The organism is Streptomyces inusitatus, from assembly GCF_014651115.1.
Classification (GTDB): Bacteria; Actinomycetota; Actinomycetes; order Streptomycetales; family Streptomycetaceae; genus Streptomyces; species Streptomyces amakusaensis.
Genome location: NZ_BMWG01000001.1, coordinates 252,700 through 267,620 on the forward strand (window position 1 = coordinate 252,700; position 14,921 = coordinate 267,620).

Genomic DNA, 14,921 nt, shown 5'->3' on the forward strand with positions numbered 1-14,921 from the left:
ACGCTCCCGGGGGAGATCGGAGGCCGCGAACATGGGACGCCGGGAGAAACCGCTGGCCCCGGACGACGGGCCCGTGCGGTCCTTCGCCCACGGGCTGCGCGAGCTGCGCCGCGCGGCGGGCGGCCCGACCTACCGCGCGATGGCGGCGGGCTCCGGATACTCCGCGCCCACGCTCTCGGCGGCCGCCGCCGGTGAGCGGCTGCCCTCGCTGCCGGTCGCCCTCGCCTATGTCACCGCCTGCGGCGGCGACCGTGAGCTGTGGGAGAAGCGGTGGCACGAGGCCGTCGCCGAGGAGCCCCCGCCCGCCGGGGGCGACGACACGGCCGCGCCCTACCCCGGTCTCGCCCGGTACGGCCCCGAGGACCGCGACCACTTCTTCGGGCGGGACGAACTCGTCGGCGAGCTGCTGGAGCTGACCCGGCGCGGTCCCTTCGCCGCGCTCGTCGGAGCGTCCGGCAGCGGGAAGTCCTCACTGCTGCGGGCCGGTCTGGTGCCCGCGCTCCAAGAGGATGCCGCTCCGGCCCCGTCCGTGATCCGGATCCTCACCCCCGGCCCCACCCCGGCCCGCACCCATCGCGGGCTGTTCACCCCCGGGGCGCTGCTGCTGGTCGACCAGTTCGAGGAGGTCTTCACCCTCTGCCGGGACCCCGCCGAGCGGAGCGCCTTCATCGAGCTGCTGACCGCCCCCGACACCCGCGCGGTCATCGCCGTACGGGCCGACTTCTACGGCCGGTGCGCCGAACACCCCGCTCTTGTGGCGGCCCTGAAGGGGTCGGTGCTCCTCGTCGGCCCGATGACGGCCGAGCAGCTGAGATCGGCGGTCGTCGGGCCCGCGAGCGCCGGGCGGCTGATCGTGGAGCGCGCGCTGACCGCCCGGATCGTGGCCGATGTCGCGGGCGAGCCGGGCGGGCTGCCGCTGATGTCGCACGCCCTGCTGGAGACCTGGCGGCGACGGCGCGGCCGGACCCTCACCGAGGCGGCGTACGAGACGATCGGCGGTGTCCAGGGCGCGATCGCGCACACCGCCGAGGAGGTCTTCGCCGAGTTCACCGAGGAGGAGGCGCGGGCCGCCCGGGCGCTGCTGCTGCGGCTGATATCCCCGGGGGATGCGACCGAGGACACCCGCCGCCCGGCCGCCCGCGCCGAGCTGGTCCGCGCCCCCGCCTCCGCCCGGGTGCTGGAGCGGCTGGTGCGCGCCCGCCTTCTCACCGTCGACGACACCTCGGTCAATCTCGCCCACGAGGCGCTGATCACCGGCTGGCCCCGGCTGCGCGGCTGGGTCGGCGACGACCGGGAGCTGCTGCGGACGCACCGCAGGCTGACGGACGCGGCACGGATGTGGGCCGAGCTGGGCCGGGACCCGGGGGCGCTGTACCGGGGCGCCCAACTGGAGACGGCCCGCGAGGCGTTTCACGTGAAACATGCCGGACTCACCGCCGAGGAGGGGGAGTTCCTGGACGCCTCCGTGCGCGCGAGCGACGCCGAGCGGCTCGCCTCCGCGCGCACCGCCCGCCGGCTGCGCGGGCTGACCGTGACACTCTCCCTGCTGCTCTGCCTCGCGGTGCTCGCGGGGATCACCGCCTGGCACCAGAGCGAGGAGAGCGGCCGGCGCGCGACGGAGGCGGACGCGCGACGGCTGGCGGGTGTCGCGGACACGATGAGGGTCTCCGACCCGTACACCGCGACCTGGCTGAGCCTGGCGGCGTGGAGGGTCGCGGATCTGCCGGAGACCAGGGAGGCGCTGTTCGCCGCGGCGGCCCAGCCGGACACCTACGTCTACACCCCGATCACCCCGGAGTTCGAACCCGAGGACAACACCGTCTGGACGCGGTTCGGCCAGGACGGCACGACCCTGGTCCGGGTCGGCCCGGACCGGACGGACCGCTGGGACATCGGGTCAAAGAGCCCGTTGGAGGATCTGCCGGGGCTGGGGAAGCACGCGAAGCGGATCGTGGACATCAGCCCCGACGCCCGGACCGCAGCGGTCGCCACCCCCGGGGGCATCCGGCTCTGGGATCTGGAGGCCGCCGGAATGGGTTCGGCCTTCGGGCCCGGCGGCGAGGGCGTCTCCGGCTGGTTCACCCCCGGCGGGCGGGTGTTCGCCAGTCACACCCCGGACGGCGGACTCCAGCTGTGGGACACCGCCACCGGCCGCGAGCTGCTCGGCATCGCGGACAGGTCGGCGGAGTTGCGCCAGGTCCACGTCTCGCCCGACGACCGGCTGCTGGCGTACTGCCCGGAGAGCGGCCCGCTCCGGCTGTGGGACGTCCGCGAGCGCCGCAGACTCCCCACGCCCTGGCTGAGCGAGGCGGTGCCGGAGTCCGGGGCCTGCGTCGCGAGCGAGGTGCTCTTCACCCCGGACAGCCGGGCCCTGGCGTTCAACAGCCCCACCGGGATACGGAGCTGGGAGGTGCGGTCCGGCCGGGAGCGCCCCCGGATCGAGACCGACGGCACACCGGACATGGCCTTCAGCTCCGACGGCTCCCATGTCGCGACCCTCACGGGAGAGACCGTCCAGCTCTGGCGGACCGACGCCCCGGACGCCCCGGTGTTCCAGACGCCCGCCCATGGGGCGGCCCTGCACGATCTACGGCTGGACCTGGCCGCCGGAATCATCCGCTACGCCTCGGGCACTGAGCCCGGTCTGACCCTGCGGACCGTCGCCTTCGACGCCCCGGCACCCGCTGAACGGGAGCGGATCCCGCTCACGGGGGCCGCCTTCGGCCCGGACGGCCGCACCCTGGCGACCACCCGCGCGGGGGTCCTCGAACTCCGTGACGCCGACGGGAAGCCCCGCCGGAGGCTGCCCGCGCCGAAGAGCTGCGACGGCTGCGGCCCGGTGATGGCCTTCCAGCGCGACGGACCGCGCTTCGCCCATCTCGACGCCAAGAACCGGGTCCTCGTACGGAACCTCGACACCGGCAGCGTCGAGACGACCCTCCCCCCGCGCCCCGGCATCGACTCCGTCGCGCTCTCCCGAGACGGGCGGGACGTCGCCGTCTCCCGCTCCTCCATGTCGTTCAAGGCCCTCGACTCGGCCGAGCTGCGGGCCGGACCGGGCCGGGGCCGCTGGGAACAGCTGCGCCGGAGCGGCGGCGGCAGAGTGCTCGCGACGGCCCCGGACGGCTCCTACTTCACGGAGTACCGACAGCTGGTCGATCCCCGCGACGGCAGCGCGAAGCGCGTCATGCGCGGCCAGGGGGCGGCGACAGCGGCGGCGTTCAGCGAGGACGGCCGCTTCATGGCGATGGGCGACTGGGAGGGCCGGATCACCCTCTGGGACGGCGAGGGCGAGGCCCTGCTCGCCGTCCTCGTCCCCGGGGAGCGGCGTATCCCCGCATCGTCCCCGCCCGCGCTGGCGTTCTCCCCCGACAGCCGCACCCTCGCCGTCGGGGACGCCCACGGCGGGGTGCGGCTCTGGGACACCGCCTCGCCGCGCTCCCAGGGCTCACCCCTGCCGCGCGCCGGCGGTCCGGTGCTGGCGCTGTCCTTCGTCCCGGGACCGGGCCGTCAGGAGCTGCGGGTGACGACCCCTCATGTCGCCTCGCGCGCCTACTCGCTCTCCGCCCGGCACGCGGCCGGGACGATCTGCGAACGGATCAGGTCCGGGCTGCCGGAGCCCGAGTGGGAGTTCTATCTGCCGGCTGTCCCGTACCGCCCGACCTGCCCTTTCGGGGACGAAGCTCTCTAGGCCGTGTCGATCAGGCCAGGAACCCGTCCGCCACCGACAGCGCCTCGTCCAGCACCGCCAGCCCCTCCTTGGCCTCCGCCTGGCTGATGTTGCACGGCGGTACGACATGCGTGCGGTTCATATTGACGAAGGGCCAGAGTCCGCGCGCCTTGCAGGCGGCGGCGAAGGCCGCCATCGGCGCGTTGGCCTCGCCCGTGGCGTTGTACGGAACGAGGGGCTCGCGGGTCGCCGGGTCGCGGACCAGGTCCAGGGCCCAGAAGGCGCCGAGGCCCCGGACCTCGCCGACGCTCGGGTGGCGTTCGGCCAGTTCGCGCAGGCCAGGGCCGATGACGTCCTCGCCGATACGGGCGGCCTGCTCCACCACACCCTCGTCGGCCATCACCCCGATCGTGGCGACGGCCGCCGCGCAGGCCAGCGGATGGCCGGAGTAGGTGAGCCCGCCGGGGTAGGGCCGGGTCTCGAAGGTGGCCGCGATCCCGGCGGAGATCGCGACCCCGCCGAGCGGCACATAGCCGGAGTTGACGCCCTTGGCGAAGGTCAGCAGATCGGGCACCACGTCGAAGTGCTCGGCCGCGAACCACTTCCCGGTGCGGCCGAAGCCCGACATGACCTCGTCCAGGACGAAGACGATCCCGTACCGGTCGCAGATCTCCCGGACCCCGGCGAGATAGCCGGGCGGCGGGACCATGATCCCGGCCGTGCCGGGGATGGTCTCCAGCACGATCGCGGCGACGGTCCCGGGGCCCTCGAAGGCGATGGTGTCCTCCAGGTGCCGCAGGGCGCGTTCGGCCTCCTCCGCCTCGGTCGTGGCGTAGAAGGGCGTGCGGTAGAGGAAGGGGGCCCAGAAGTGGACCACTCCGGAGGTGCCGCTGTCGGAGGGCCAGCGGCGCGGGTCCCCGGTGACATTGATCGCGGTGGCGGTGCCGCCGTGGTACGAGCGGTACGCGGAGAGCACCTTGGGGCGGCCGGTGTGCAGCCGGGCCATGCGTACCGCGTTCTCGATCGCCTCCGCCCCGCCGTTGGTGAAGAAGATCTTGTCCAGGTCGCCGGGCGTCCGCTCGGCGATCAGCCGGGCCGCCTCGGAGCGCGCCTCGATCGCGAAGGCGGGGGCGAAGGTGGTCAGCTTCCCGGCCTGCTCCTGGATGGCGGCGACGACCCGGGGGTGCTGGTAGCCGATGTTGGTGAAGACGAGACCGCTGGTGAAGTCGAGGTAGCGCTTCCCGTCGTAGTCCCAGAAGTACGAGCCCTCCGCCCCGGCGACGGCGAGCGGGTCGATCAGCCCCTGCGCGGACCAGGAGTGGAAGACATGGGCGCGGTCCGCCGCCTTCACGGCGGCGCCGGCGCGGGTGTCGGCGGGCGGCTGCGGCTGCGGCTGGGCTTGTGAGGTCATGCGCCCCAGCGTAGGGAGCGGGACCCGGTACGGGGAGGGCCCGGGCTCCAGCGGGTCCAGCGGGTCCAGCCAGTCCAGTCGGCCCAGCAGGTCCATTGACAGCATGCTGTCGACATGACAGCCTTCTGTCGTAAGCACGTCCGATATCGCCGGAGGAGCCCGCCATGACCGACCAGAGCGCCAGCGCCCGCCCCACCGTCCATCTGGCCGTCTACGACACCCTCGCCGACTGGGAGACCGGCCACGCCACCGCCCATCTCGCCCAGCACGGCCACCCCGTCCGCACGGTCGGCCTCACCACCGCCCCCGTCACCACCATGGGCGGGCTCCGCGTACAGCCCGATCTGGCCCTCGCCGACCTCCGTCCCGAGGACAGCGCGCTGCTGATCCTCCCCGGCGCGAGCGCCTGGGACAGCGGCGACACTCTCGCGCCCTTCGCGTCCGCCGCCCGCGCCTTCCTCGACGCGGGCACGCCCGTCGCCGCCATCTGCGGAGCCACCGCGGGCCTCGCCCGCGAAGGGCTGCTCGACGACCGCGACCACACCGGCGCCGTCTCCTTCTACCTCGCCGCCACCGGCTACCGGGGCGGCGAGCGCTACCGCGAGGCCGACGCCGTCACCGACCGGGGCCTGATCACCGCCGGGCCCACCGAGCCCGTCGCCTTCGCCCGCGAGGTCCTCGCCCTCCTCAAGGTGTACGAGGGCGAGCGGCTGGACGCCTGGTACCGGCTCTTCCACGACTCCGACGCGAGCGCCTACGCGGTCCTCGCAGGCGAAGGCGAGGGCGCGTGAGCACCGGGGAGCGGGCGGGCGGACCGGAGGCGGGCGGGCGGGAGCAGCGGGATCTGCTCTCCCGTACCGCCCTCGGGATCTTCCGGCTCAACGGCCAGTTCCTCGCGGTCTCCGACGAACTGGCCCGGGAGGCCGGGCTGACGGCCTCCTGGTGGCAGGTGCTCGGCGCGGTCCTCCCCGGCCCGCGGCCGGTCGCCGCGATCGCCCGGACCATGGGCATCACCCGCCAGAGCGTCCAGCGGAGCGCCGATCTGCTGGTCGAACACGGCCTCGCCGCGTATGAGCCCAACCCCGCGCACCGCCGCGCCAAGCTGCTGCGCGCCACCGAGGAGGGTCTGGCGGCCGTCCGGCGGCTCGCCCCCGGGCACGCGGCGCTGGCCGCCCGGCTCGCGGCGGCGCTCGGCCCCGAGGGGTTCGCGGAGACGGTCCGGGTGCTGGATCGGCTCTCCGAAGCGATGGAGACAATCCAGGAGGGGTGAGAAGCGCACTATCCTCAACTCCCGACCGCAGTAACCGCAGTAGTCGCGACCGGGGGAGCCACGCGGCCATGAACCACCTCACCGCCGACGATCCTCGGCGCATCGGCGAGTACCGGTTACTGTCACGCCTCGGCGAGGGCGGCATGGGCCGGGTCTACCTCGCCCGCAGCGACCGGGGCCGTACGGTGGCGGTCAAGCTGGTACGCCGGGAGCTGGCCGGCGAGGAGGAGTTCCGCGACCGCTTCCGCCGCGAGGTGCGCGCGGCCCGCAGGGTCGGCGGCGAGTGGACCGCGCCCGTCCTCGACGCCGACACCGAGGCCCCGGTGCCCTGGGTCGCCACCGGCTATGTCGCGGGCCCGGGACTGGACACCGTGATCGCGCGCGGCCCGCTCCCCGAGCGCTCGGTGCGCGCCCTCGGCTCCGGCCTCGCCCACGCCCTGAGCGAGATCCACGCGGCCGGGCTGATCCACCGCGATCTCAAACCCTCCAACGTCCTCATCACCATCGACGGCCCGCGCGTCATCGACTTCGGCATCGCCCGCGCCCTGGACGGGGCCGAGGGCGGCCCCACCCGCACCGGCTCCGTCGTCGGCTCACCCGGCTTCATGGCCCCCGAGCAGGTGCGGGGCGAGCGCGTCACCGCCGCCTGCGACGTCTTCTGTCTGGGCGCGGTGCTGGTGTACGCGGCGACCGGACGGCATCCCTTCGGCCCGGTCTCGGCCGGCCGGCACGCGGTGATGTACCGGATCGCCGAGGAGGAGCCGGATCTGACCGGGGTACCGGCCGGCCTGGCCGATCTCGTACGCGACTGTCTCCGCAAGGACCCGTCGCGACGCCCCGCCCCCGCCCAGATCCTGGAGCGCACGGCGCCCCCGGCCGGGGAGGGCTCCGAGCCCTGGCTGCCGGGCGCGCTCATCGCCCAGCTCGGCCGTCAGGCCGTGTGGCTGCTGGAGGCCGAGGAGCCGCCCCACTCCCGCCCCCGCCCCCGGTCCGAGGTCCCGCCCCAGGTCCCCAGGGACCGGACCCGCGTCCAGTCGCCGTACGAGGCGCCCTCCCCCACCCTGGTCTCGGCGACCACCGCCCCGGACCGCCCCTATCCGCCGCCGGACGCCTGGCTGAACACCCCCGCCCCCGGCCCCTTCAACCAGCCCTCCACCAAGCGCGCCGGCCGCACCGGCCCCCTGCTCGGCCTCGCCGCCGTACTGCTCTCCCTCGTCGCGGGCGGCGCGGCCCTCCACTTCTTCACCGGCCCGGACAAACCCCCCGCCGACGACCCCAAATCGGCCCGTACGGCCACCACTTCCGCCGCCCCCTCCCCCAGCACCGCCGCCGCCGAGGACGGTGAGACCGCCGCACCCGCCGCCACCGTCCCCGAGGCGTACCTCGGCACCTGGCGCGCCGTCTTCGAGACCGCCGACGGCGAACACACCCGCACGATGACCCTCACCGAGGGCACCCTCGGCACCCCCGTCATGACCCTCACCGGCAGCGGCCCCTCCTACGAATGCGGCTGGTCCGCCACCCTCCGAGCCGCGGGCCCCCCACTCGAACTCGGCCCCACCGACGTCGCCTCGGGCGACCCCGCCGAGTGCTCCCCCGGGCAGTGGAGCCGACTCCGTCTCTCCGGCGACTCAACCATCGTCCGCGAACTGGTCGGCTCCACCGGCGCTCCGCTCACCTACGCCAAGACCGACTACTGAGTCGGCCACGCGGAGTACCCCGTACCCCCCGCCCCGCACGGCGGAGCCGGACCACTCCCCGACCAGCATGAAAACCATGCTGAAGACGCGAGCACTGCCGGACGTCCCTCAGCGCGGGGAAAACCACGCCGCGCGGCTGAGCGGAGGAGGGCCGAACAGGAGGGTGCGGCTACGGTTCACGCATCGGGTACGCAGGAGGAGGACGCATGCGGTCGATCATTCCCGACTATCTGGCCCAGGCCCTCGGAGATGTCGAGCCGGACGCTTCCGGCCGGCTGGCGGACTACATCCCCGAGCTCGCGGCAGCGGACCCTGAGCTCCTCGGCGCGGTTTTCGCCACCGTCGACGGCGAGGTCTACGGCGCCGGAGAAATCGACACCGAGTTCACGATCCAATCGATCTCCAAGCCGTTCGCGTACGCGCTGGCACTGGCTGACCGCGGCTTCGACCCCGTACTCGCCAAAGTCGGTGTCGAGCCATCAGGGGAGGCGTTCAACCAGATCTCCCTCGAAAGCGATACCGGCCGCCCCCTCAATCCCATGATCAACGCCGGCGCGATCACCACCCACTCACTGGCCGGTTCACCGGGCATGAATCCGACAGAGCGCGTGGAGCGCGTGGTCCGCGGCCTTTCCGCGTTCGCCGGTCGCGGACTGAGGATCGACGAGGCCGTGTGCGTGTCGGAGATGGAGCACGCGCACCGCAACCTCGCCATCGCACACATGCTCCGCAGCTACGGCATCCTCACCGAGAACCCCAGGGACGTCGTCGAGGGCTACACCCGCCAGTGCTCCGTGCTCGTCACCACACGAGATCTGGCCATGATGGCCGCGACACTGGCCAACCGCGGCGTCAATCCCCTCTCGGGCGAGCGAGTGATCCGCGAACCGGTGGTGCGTCAGGTGCTGAGCGTCATGTCCACCTGCGGAATGTACGACGCCGCCGGCGACTGGGCGACCCAGGTCGGCATCCCGGCGAAGAGCGGCGTGGCCGGGGGCCTGATCGGTGCGCTCCCCGGCCAGATCGGCATCGCCACCTTCTCACCACGGCTGGACGCCCACGGGAACAGCGTTCGCGGAGTGTCGCTGTTCGAGCGGTTCTCCTCCGACATGGGTCTCCACGTCATGGAGGTCCCGGCCGCCGCGCGTTCCATCGTGCGGTCCAACCACGTCATCGGCGTCGGCGGACCGAATCCGGTACGGGTCTTCCAACTGCAGGGCGGGATCGCTTTCGCCGGGGCCGAGAGAGTCGTCCGGGAGACCATGAACACCGCCCCCGCGGAACCCAGGGTGGTTCTGGACCTCACCATGGTCTATGCGATCGACGACGTGGCACGGCGCATGCTGCTGGAAGTCGTGCGCCGACTCACACTGGACGGTCACGAGGTTTATCTCGTCGACCCGGAATCGGTCATGCCCGATCCCGATCCCGGCGATGGCGGCCGAGTCACCGTCGTAAAAGACATGGAACAAGTGATGGTTTCCCCCTCTCCGTCCTGAAGCCGGTGAAGTCGGTACCGGGACCGGGTGGAACGCCGCTCTGCTCGCCCACCGTGTCGGCGCGGAGAGCGTCGTCACCGTGGAAGTGGACGGGGCCGTTGCCGAGCGGGCGCGGTCCGCCCTGGAACGCTTCGGGGCCGGAGTGCGGGTGATCCACGGAGACGGACATGACGACGACGAGGCGCGTGTCTGGCAGTCCGGCCCCCGCCGTCTCTGGAGCGAGGCGGAAGCCGCCCATCGCTGGTGGGAGAACGAGGGCAGGCCGGGGCACGACCGGTTCGGACTCACCGTGACAGCGGAAGGACAAGCCGCCTGGCTGGACACTCCGAACCGGTCCTGGCCCGTCTGAGGCCGAAAGCAGTACCGCCCTGTCCTGGCGCGGCCCCCACGACCGCGCTCAGAACAGGGCCGCCGTCCGCCTGGTGTGAGCGGACGACGGCCCTGATCGGCGCGTGGCGGGATCAGTCGGGGAGCCGGTCCACGATCCAGGTGCCCAGCTCTTCGGTGAGGGCCGTGTGCGTGGTGGTCTCGGACGAACAGCGGAAGTCGTTCAACTCGCTCTCCTCCGGGCGCAGGGCGTCGATGTTCGCGTACAGATCGTCCTGCTTCTCGATGTCACGGATCGCGACCGCGCTGACCGAGGGGACGAAGCACACGTCCTCGTACCGCAGATCGATCTTGCCGCCGACCTTCTTCATTGCGTCGGCGAGGATCTTGTAGGTGTGCAGGGTGCCGCCGGGGGCACCGTCCACCTCCGGGAAGCCGTCGGTCGTGATGGTCTTCTGGGCCTTCGGGAACCTGCGGTTCAGATAGGCGGCCGTCACATCGTCGCCCTGGGCCTGGGCGTAGAAGGTCGTGCCCGGGTAGATCCGGTCGATCCGCAGCGCGACCTCACCGGGCTTCACCTCCGGCAGACCGACCCCGTCGGCCCGGCCGTTCGCCACACCGATCTTCAGCGGGACCTGCGGCCAGTGGCCGACCTCCGCCAGGGCGGCCAGGAACTCGGTGCGCTCCGGGGCGACGCCGATCTTGCCGGTGTCCCTGTCGTAGTGCTGCCACAGCATCTGCCGCGCCGCCGGGCTGTTCATCTGCTTCGCGAAGTCGTTCGGGAAGGGGATGAAGTGCGAGAACGCCTGCACCCCGACCGGGACGGAAGCGCCCCGGTGCGGGCTGTCGTACGAGAAGTACAGCGCGGCCCCGTGGTCGATCTCCTGCGACTCCATCTTGGCCAGCGCGTATCGGGTGACGATGCCTCCCATGCTGAAGCCGCCGACCACCAGCCGGGCATCCCCCAACTGCTCGGCCCTGGCCCGCAGGACCGCGCCGATGACCGCGTCGGCGTTCTCCAGGATCGACGCGCTGCGCTCCTCGTAGCCGAGGAGGATCACATCCCTGCCGCGCCTGCGCAGCTCGCTGATGAGCGGGTATTCGCCGCCCTCCAGCCCCTGGTAGAGCACATCCAGCTTGCTCCGGCCGAGACTGAAGCCGTCAGCCATGATCACGGGCCGCACGATCCCCGGGTTCCTGTCCCCGAGAAAGACCCACGCGAAGCCGTTCGGCAGCGGCCACTCCTCGTGCTCCGGCACCTCGATCGTCCCAGCGGGTCCGGCGGTCAGCGGACCGCCGAGGCTGAACGAACCGACGTTGGGCTCGGCCGTCTCGGACATGGTCGTACTCCTTACGGAAGGGGCGGGTGGGGCGACGTCATCATGGGTCGCGACCCGGGAGCATCGCCCTTCCGAGCTGCGGGGTTCACCCCATCTGATGGAGCACGCGCGGGAAAGGTTTGGCGTACCGCGGGGGTGGGGTGCCCGCGCCGGGCAGCGCGCCTTCCGCGTTGAGACGGTTCCGGATGGGGCCTTAGCCCCATCACCGCCTGCCGTCCGGCCGCCGCAGGCGTCGGCCCCTTCTCCGTCTACCCGGGTTCACCGAGACGGAGGGCATCCCTTATCTCGCTGAGCTTCGCGGTCGTGGCCGGGGTCCGCTTCTGCGCTTGTTCAGCGAGTCGGAGGGCGTCGTCAATCTCGCTGAGCTTCACGGAGGACAGGACGGCCCCCCGCTCTATCAGGTCGTCCCGGGACACAGTGGTCAGCCACGTGCACGGCGTGAAGCCCGGACGCGGGAGCGCGAGCCGCAACACACCTTCGAACGGCAGTCCTTCACCGGTGCCGACCGTCACTTCGATGCCCAGACCGCTGATGTCGACGCCCGCCGGAGCGACGACCTGCATCACCCGGATCCCGGACATGTCATCTCCCGACAGCAGTACGACCAACCTCCGCTCGTCGAACTGGGCCCACCAGACTTCGCCACGTTGCACAAGTCCTCCAGACATATGACGGCAGGCAGACGCTGCGTGACGGCGTGGACGGAGCGCTCCCGCCTGAGAGGGCGGGAGCGCTCCGTCGGAAGAAGTTACGCGGAGGTCGTCGCGAACGTCAGGAACGCCTGCCACGACGCGGCGGGGACGGCGAGGGCGGGGCCCCGCTTGTTCTTGGAGTCGCGGATGGCGATTCCGCTGGTCAGGGCCGCGACCTCGACGCAGTTGCCCCCTGTGGCATTGCTGTAGGAGGACTTGAACCAGGAGGACTCATCGGCCACGCCGAGGGCCGTGATGTGCGTATTGATGGCTACTCCCACTGTCGCGCTAGTTGTTGCAGAAATTCGGCTGTACGAGCCGGAGGCAGGGCACTCTCCCGCATGGCGTCGAAGCGGCGGATGTTCCGCTGCACCTCGCGTCGCTCGTCCGTGACGCTGATGGTGTTCGGCATGTCGACCTGTACGACGGGGGCGAGCACCTCGGAGAAGTCGAGGATCACGAAGTTGCTCTCCGCCCGGTAGGACACGACGTCATGGGGGAGGATCTGGATGGTCACATGGTCCAGACGGTTCAGTTCCACGATCTCGTCATGCTGCTCGCGCATGATCCCGGGGCCGCCCACCATGCATCGCACGGCGGTCTCATCGAGAATCACGCGCAGCTCCAGCGGGCTGTCGGAGCGCGTGATCAGTTCCTTCCGCTCCATCCGGAGCCGGATGTTCTGCTCGACGTACTCCGAGTTGGTCTCGTCCACCGGCTTGGCGATCGAGTACAGCGCCCGGGTGTAGGCCTCCGTCTGGAGCAGCCCGTAGACGAGGCTCGGCTGGAAGGCACGCATGGCTCTCGCGTCCTGCTCCAGCCCTCGGTACGTCGGCATCTTCGACGGCATGAAGGCCTTGTAGGGCGTCCAGGGCTCCTTGCTCAGTGACTCCCTGTGGAGCTGGAGAAGGGTCTCCCGGTCCTCCCTGGCCATGCCGATGTCGTAGAGGTCCATGAGGGCTTCGAGGTCCGCCACGCGCGGGAGGTCGTTCTCGCCGATCTCGACGCGGGCCAGCTTCGTGAACGAGAAGCCAAGCTCTCCCGTCACATCCTGAAGTGTCAGGCCCTTGCCCTCGCGGAGCTTCCTCAGCTCCTTGCCCAGCTCTCTGCGTCGGAATGTCGCGCCCCGTTTTGCTGCCACCCTGCTGTCCTCTCTCCTCGATGGTCTGCCGGTGCTCGATGTGACCTCTGTGGGGTGCCGACGCATGTCGTCCCCCTGAGTGTCCCACCACCTGTCGGCCCCTGGGCAAGTCGTGCCGCTTCTCGCGCATTTGCCAATTTCGCCCCCTAGGGACTATGCGCTTGCATATTAACTCGCATATAGATCACCGTAGTTGAGTCAGACTCACATCGGACAGTGATGCCTATATCTGGCCCAACCCTCACCCCTGGGCCCGATCTCGCCCTGTCCGAAACCCGAAAGGACAGGGCCATGCCCATCACCACCGCCGCTCCGCGCGCAGAGATCGTCACCGGGTTCGACGTGAGCCTGTTGCGGACCGGGAGCGGGGAGGCGATGAGTGCGCAGGACCGGACGTGGCCGGGGTTGATGCGGAGGGCGGGGAGGGCGCATCTGGGGATCTGGGAGTTGGAGGGGTTGGTGGAGAAGGTGGAGCTGTTGGTGTCGGAGCTGGTGACGAATGGGTTTCAGCACGGGCGGGGGGAGACCGTGGAGGTCCGGCTGTGGCGGACGGAGGTGTATGTCTGCATGGAGGTGAGCAGTGGCGTCGGGAAGGGGATGCCGTGCGTGCGGGAGGCGGGGCCGATGGAGGAGAGCGGGCGGGGGCTCGGGCTGGTGGCGGTGGTCGCCGACGCGTGGGGGGTGACGCCCGACGGGGACTGCACCTGGTGCATGGTCGACGTCCCCGCCGCCCCGGCCGGCTGAGCCGAAGCCGGACGGCCACGCAGCGTGATCGGGGCGGGCGCATAAACTGGGGGGAGTGCCGGGTGAGCCGCCCGGCAGGAGGACGGACGGAGCACCATGGCCCTCTCGATCACCAAGACGCACGGCAGTCTGAATGACATCTTCGTCATCGACGGAGCGCCGACGGACCATTTCGCCGAGGCGGACGTCGCCCGCGCGGTGCGGCTGCTCTGCGACCGTGAGCAGGGGCTCGGCGGGGACGGCGTCTACTTCGTCGCGGACAACGGGGACGGGAGCGCCGAGGCGTACTTCTACAACCCCGACGGCTCGGCCTCGCTGCTCTGCGGCAATGGGATGCGCGGCGCGGGACGGCTGCTGCTCGACCGCCATGACGCGCGGAGCGTGGTGCTGCGGACCGGGCCGCACGCGTTCACCGTACGGGCGGCGGAGACGACCCCGCACGGGGTGCGTCAGGTCTCGGTGGAGCTGCCGCCGGTGGACTTCGCGCCCGGGGAGCCGATCGTGGCGGGCACGGAGGAGCAGGCGTTCGTGGATCTGCCGCTGCCTCCGTACCACCCGTCGCGGCATGTCTCGGCGGTCGCGGTGCCGAACTCGCACCTGATCACGGTGGTGGACGACGGTTACGACGAGGCGGAGCTGATCGAGACGGGCGGCCGGGTCGCGGAGACTCCGGCGACGTTCCCGATCGGGGCGAATGTCTCCTTCGTACGGCCGCTCGGCGACACCGAGGTGTTCGTACGGACCTTCGAGCGCGGTGCGGGGCTCACCCCGTCCTGCGGCTCGGGTGTGGCGGCCTCGCGGGCGGTGCTGTCGCGGCTGGGCCGGGTGGCCCCGGAGCAGCCGGTGACGGTGCGGAATCCCGGTGGGGTGGCGCGGAGCTGGATGCGGACGGACGGTGAGCGGTGGCAGCCGGTGCTGGAGGGGAACGCGACGCTGGTGTACGCCACCGAGCTGGAGCCGGAGGCGCTGCTCGGCGAGGGGCCCGTGGTCTTCGAGGCCTCGTACTTCACCGCCGAGAACGAGGCTTTCGCGGCGCAGAACGGTGAGAATCTGCGGGTGCTGAAGGAGTCCGGCATCGAGATGGAGCTGAAGAGCCCCGCCGCTCTCTGAAACGCGTAGAACCGAAG

Annotated in this window: 13 protein-coding genes; 8 read left to right on the forward strand and 5 right to left on the reverse strand. The window is 71.6% G+C overall.

What is annotated here, in order from left to right:
- Positions 1–31 precede the first annotated feature (31 nt).
- A complete protein-coding gene (locus tag IE247_RS01125) occupies positions 32–3,691 on the forward strand; it encodes an nSTAND1 domain-containing NTPase (RefSeq protein ID WP_190120914.1) in 3,660 nt (1,219 codons plus the stop codon).
- Positions 3,692–3,701: 10 nt separating this feature from the next.
- Here the strand turns inward: IE247_RS01125 and IE247_RS01130 are convergent, their stop codons facing one another.
- Positions 3,702–5,081, reverse strand: a complete 1,380-nt coding sequence (locus IE247_RS01130; RefSeq protein WP_190121375.1) for an aspartate aminotransferase family protein — start codon at positions 5,079–5,081, stop codon at positions 3,702–3,704.
- 164 nt (positions 5,082–5,245) lie between these two features.
- On the opposite strand from IE247_RS01130, the gene IE247_RS01135 reads away from it, so the two are divergent.
- The 5 genes from IE247_RS01135 to IE247_RS01155 all read left to right on the forward strand — a co-directional run bounded on the left by IE247_RS01135 (position 5,246) and on the right by IE247_RS01155 (position 9,899).
- Positions 5,246–5,872, forward strand: a complete 627-nt coding sequence (locus IE247_RS01135) for a DJ-1/PfpI family protein (RefSeq protein WP_190120915.1) — start codon at positions 5,246–5,248, stop codon at positions 5,870–5,872.
- Complete coding sequence (locus IE247_RS01140) at positions 5,869–6,351, forward strand: MarR family winged helix-turn-helix transcriptional regulator (protein WP_190120916.1); 483 nt, start codon at positions 5,869–5,871, stop codon at positions 6,349–6,351. The genes IE247_RS01135 and IE247_RS01140 overlap by 4 nt, the downstream gene beginning before the upstream one ends.
- Before the next feature lie 68 nt (positions 6,352–6,419).
- A complete protein-coding gene (locus IE247_RS01145) occupies positions 6,420–8,051 on the forward strand; it encodes a serine/threonine-protein kinase (RefSeq protein ID WP_190120917.1) in 1,632 nt (543 codons plus the stop codon).
- Between the two features lie 206 nt (positions 8,052–8,257).
- Entirely contained in the window at positions 8,258–9,550 is a 1,293-nt protein-coding gene (locus IE247_RS01150) for a glutaminase (protein ID WP_190120918.1), read from the forward strand.
- A 40-nt stretch (positions 9,551–9,590) separates the two neighbouring features.
- Positions 9,591–9,899, forward strand: a complete 309-nt coding sequence (locus IE247_RS01155; protein WP_190121376.1) for a hypothetical protein — start codon at positions 9,591–9,593, stop codon at positions 9,897–9,899.
- A gap of 112 nt (positions 9,900–10,011) precedes the next feature.
- Here IE247_RS01155 and IE247_RS01160 read toward each other — a convergent pair whose 3' ends face one another.
- From IE247_RS01160 to IE247_RS01175, 4 genes are all read right to left on the reverse strand, one after another.
- Positions 10,012–11,217 (reverse strand): esterase/lipase family protein, encoded by a 1,206-nt coding sequence (locus IE247_RS01160; protein WP_190120919.1) that lies wholly within the window; start codon positions 11,215–11,217, stop codon positions 10,012–10,014.
- 248 nt (positions 11,218–11,465) lie between these two features.
- Positions 11,466–11,870, reverse strand: a complete 405-nt coding sequence (locus IE247_RS01165; protein ID WP_190120920.1) for a putative type II toxin-antitoxin system PemK/MazF family toxin — start codon at positions 11,868–11,870, stop codon at positions 11,466–11,468.
- 95 nt (positions 11,871–11,965) lie between these two features.
- A complete protein-coding gene (locus IE247_RS01170) occupies positions 11,966–12,190 on the reverse strand; it encodes a DUF397 domain-containing protein (RefSeq protein WP_229868408.1) in 225 nt (74 codons plus the stop codon).
- Complete coding sequence (locus tag IE247_RS01175) at positions 12,181–13,050, reverse strand: helix-turn-helix domain-containing protein (RefSeq protein WP_190120921.1); 870 nt, start codon at positions 13,048–13,050, stop codon at positions 12,181–12,183. The genes IE247_RS01170 and IE247_RS01175 overlap by 10 nt, the downstream gene beginning before the upstream one ends.
- Positions 13,051–13,341: 291 nt before the next feature.
- Between IE247_RS01175 and IE247_RS01180 the strand changes: the two genes are divergently transcribed.
- Together IE247_RS01180 and dapF are read left to right on the forward strand one after the other, a co-directional pair.
- The gene (locus IE247_RS01180) at positions 13,342–13,794 is read left to right on the forward strand and encodes an ATP-binding protein (protein ID WP_229868412.1); all 453 of its coding nucleotides are present in this window, start codon (positions 13,342–13,344) and stop codon (positions 13,792–13,794) included.
- 96 nt (positions 13,795–13,890) lie between these two features.
- The gene (gene dapF / locus IE247_RS01185; RefSeq protein ID WP_190120922.1) at positions 13,891–14,904 is read left to right on the forward strand and encodes a diaminopimelate epimerase; all 1,014 of its coding nucleotides are present in this window, start codon (positions 13,891–13,893) and stop codon (positions 14,902–14,904) included.
- Positions 14,905–14,921: the final 17 nt, after the last annotated feature.

Coding starts and splice junctions, on each gene's coding strand:
- IE247_RS01130 (WP_190121375.1), bottom strand. CDS start 5,081: ATGACCTCACAAGCCCAGCCGCAGCCGCAGCCGCCCGCCGACACCCGC.
- IE247_RS01125 (WP_190120914.1), top strand. CDS start 32: ATGGGACGCCGGGAGAAACCGCTGGCCCCGGACGACGGGCCCGTGCGG.
- IE247_RS01180 (WP_229868412.1), top strand. CDS start 13,342: ATGCCCATCACCACCGCCGCTCCGCGCGCAGAGATCGTCACCGGGTTC.
- IE247_RS01135 (WP_190120915.1), top strand. CDS start 5,246: ATGACCGACCAGAGCGCCAGCGCCCGCCCCACCGTCCATCTGGCCGTC.
- IE247_RS01145 (WP_190120917.1), top strand. CDS start 6,420: ATGAACCACCTCACCGCCGACGATCCTCGGCGCATCGGCGAGTACCGG.
- IE247_RS01150 (WP_190120918.1), top strand. CDS start 8,258: ATGCGGTCGATCATTCCCGACTATCTGGCCCAGGCCCTCGGAGATGTC.
- IE247_RS01160 (WP_190120919.1), bottom strand. CDS start 11,217: ATGTCCGAGACGGCCGAGCCCAACGTCGGTTCGTTCAGCCTCGGCGGT.
- dapF (WP_190120922.1), top strand. CDS start 13,891: ATGGCCCTCTCGATCACCAAGACGCACGGCAGTCTGAATGACATCTTC.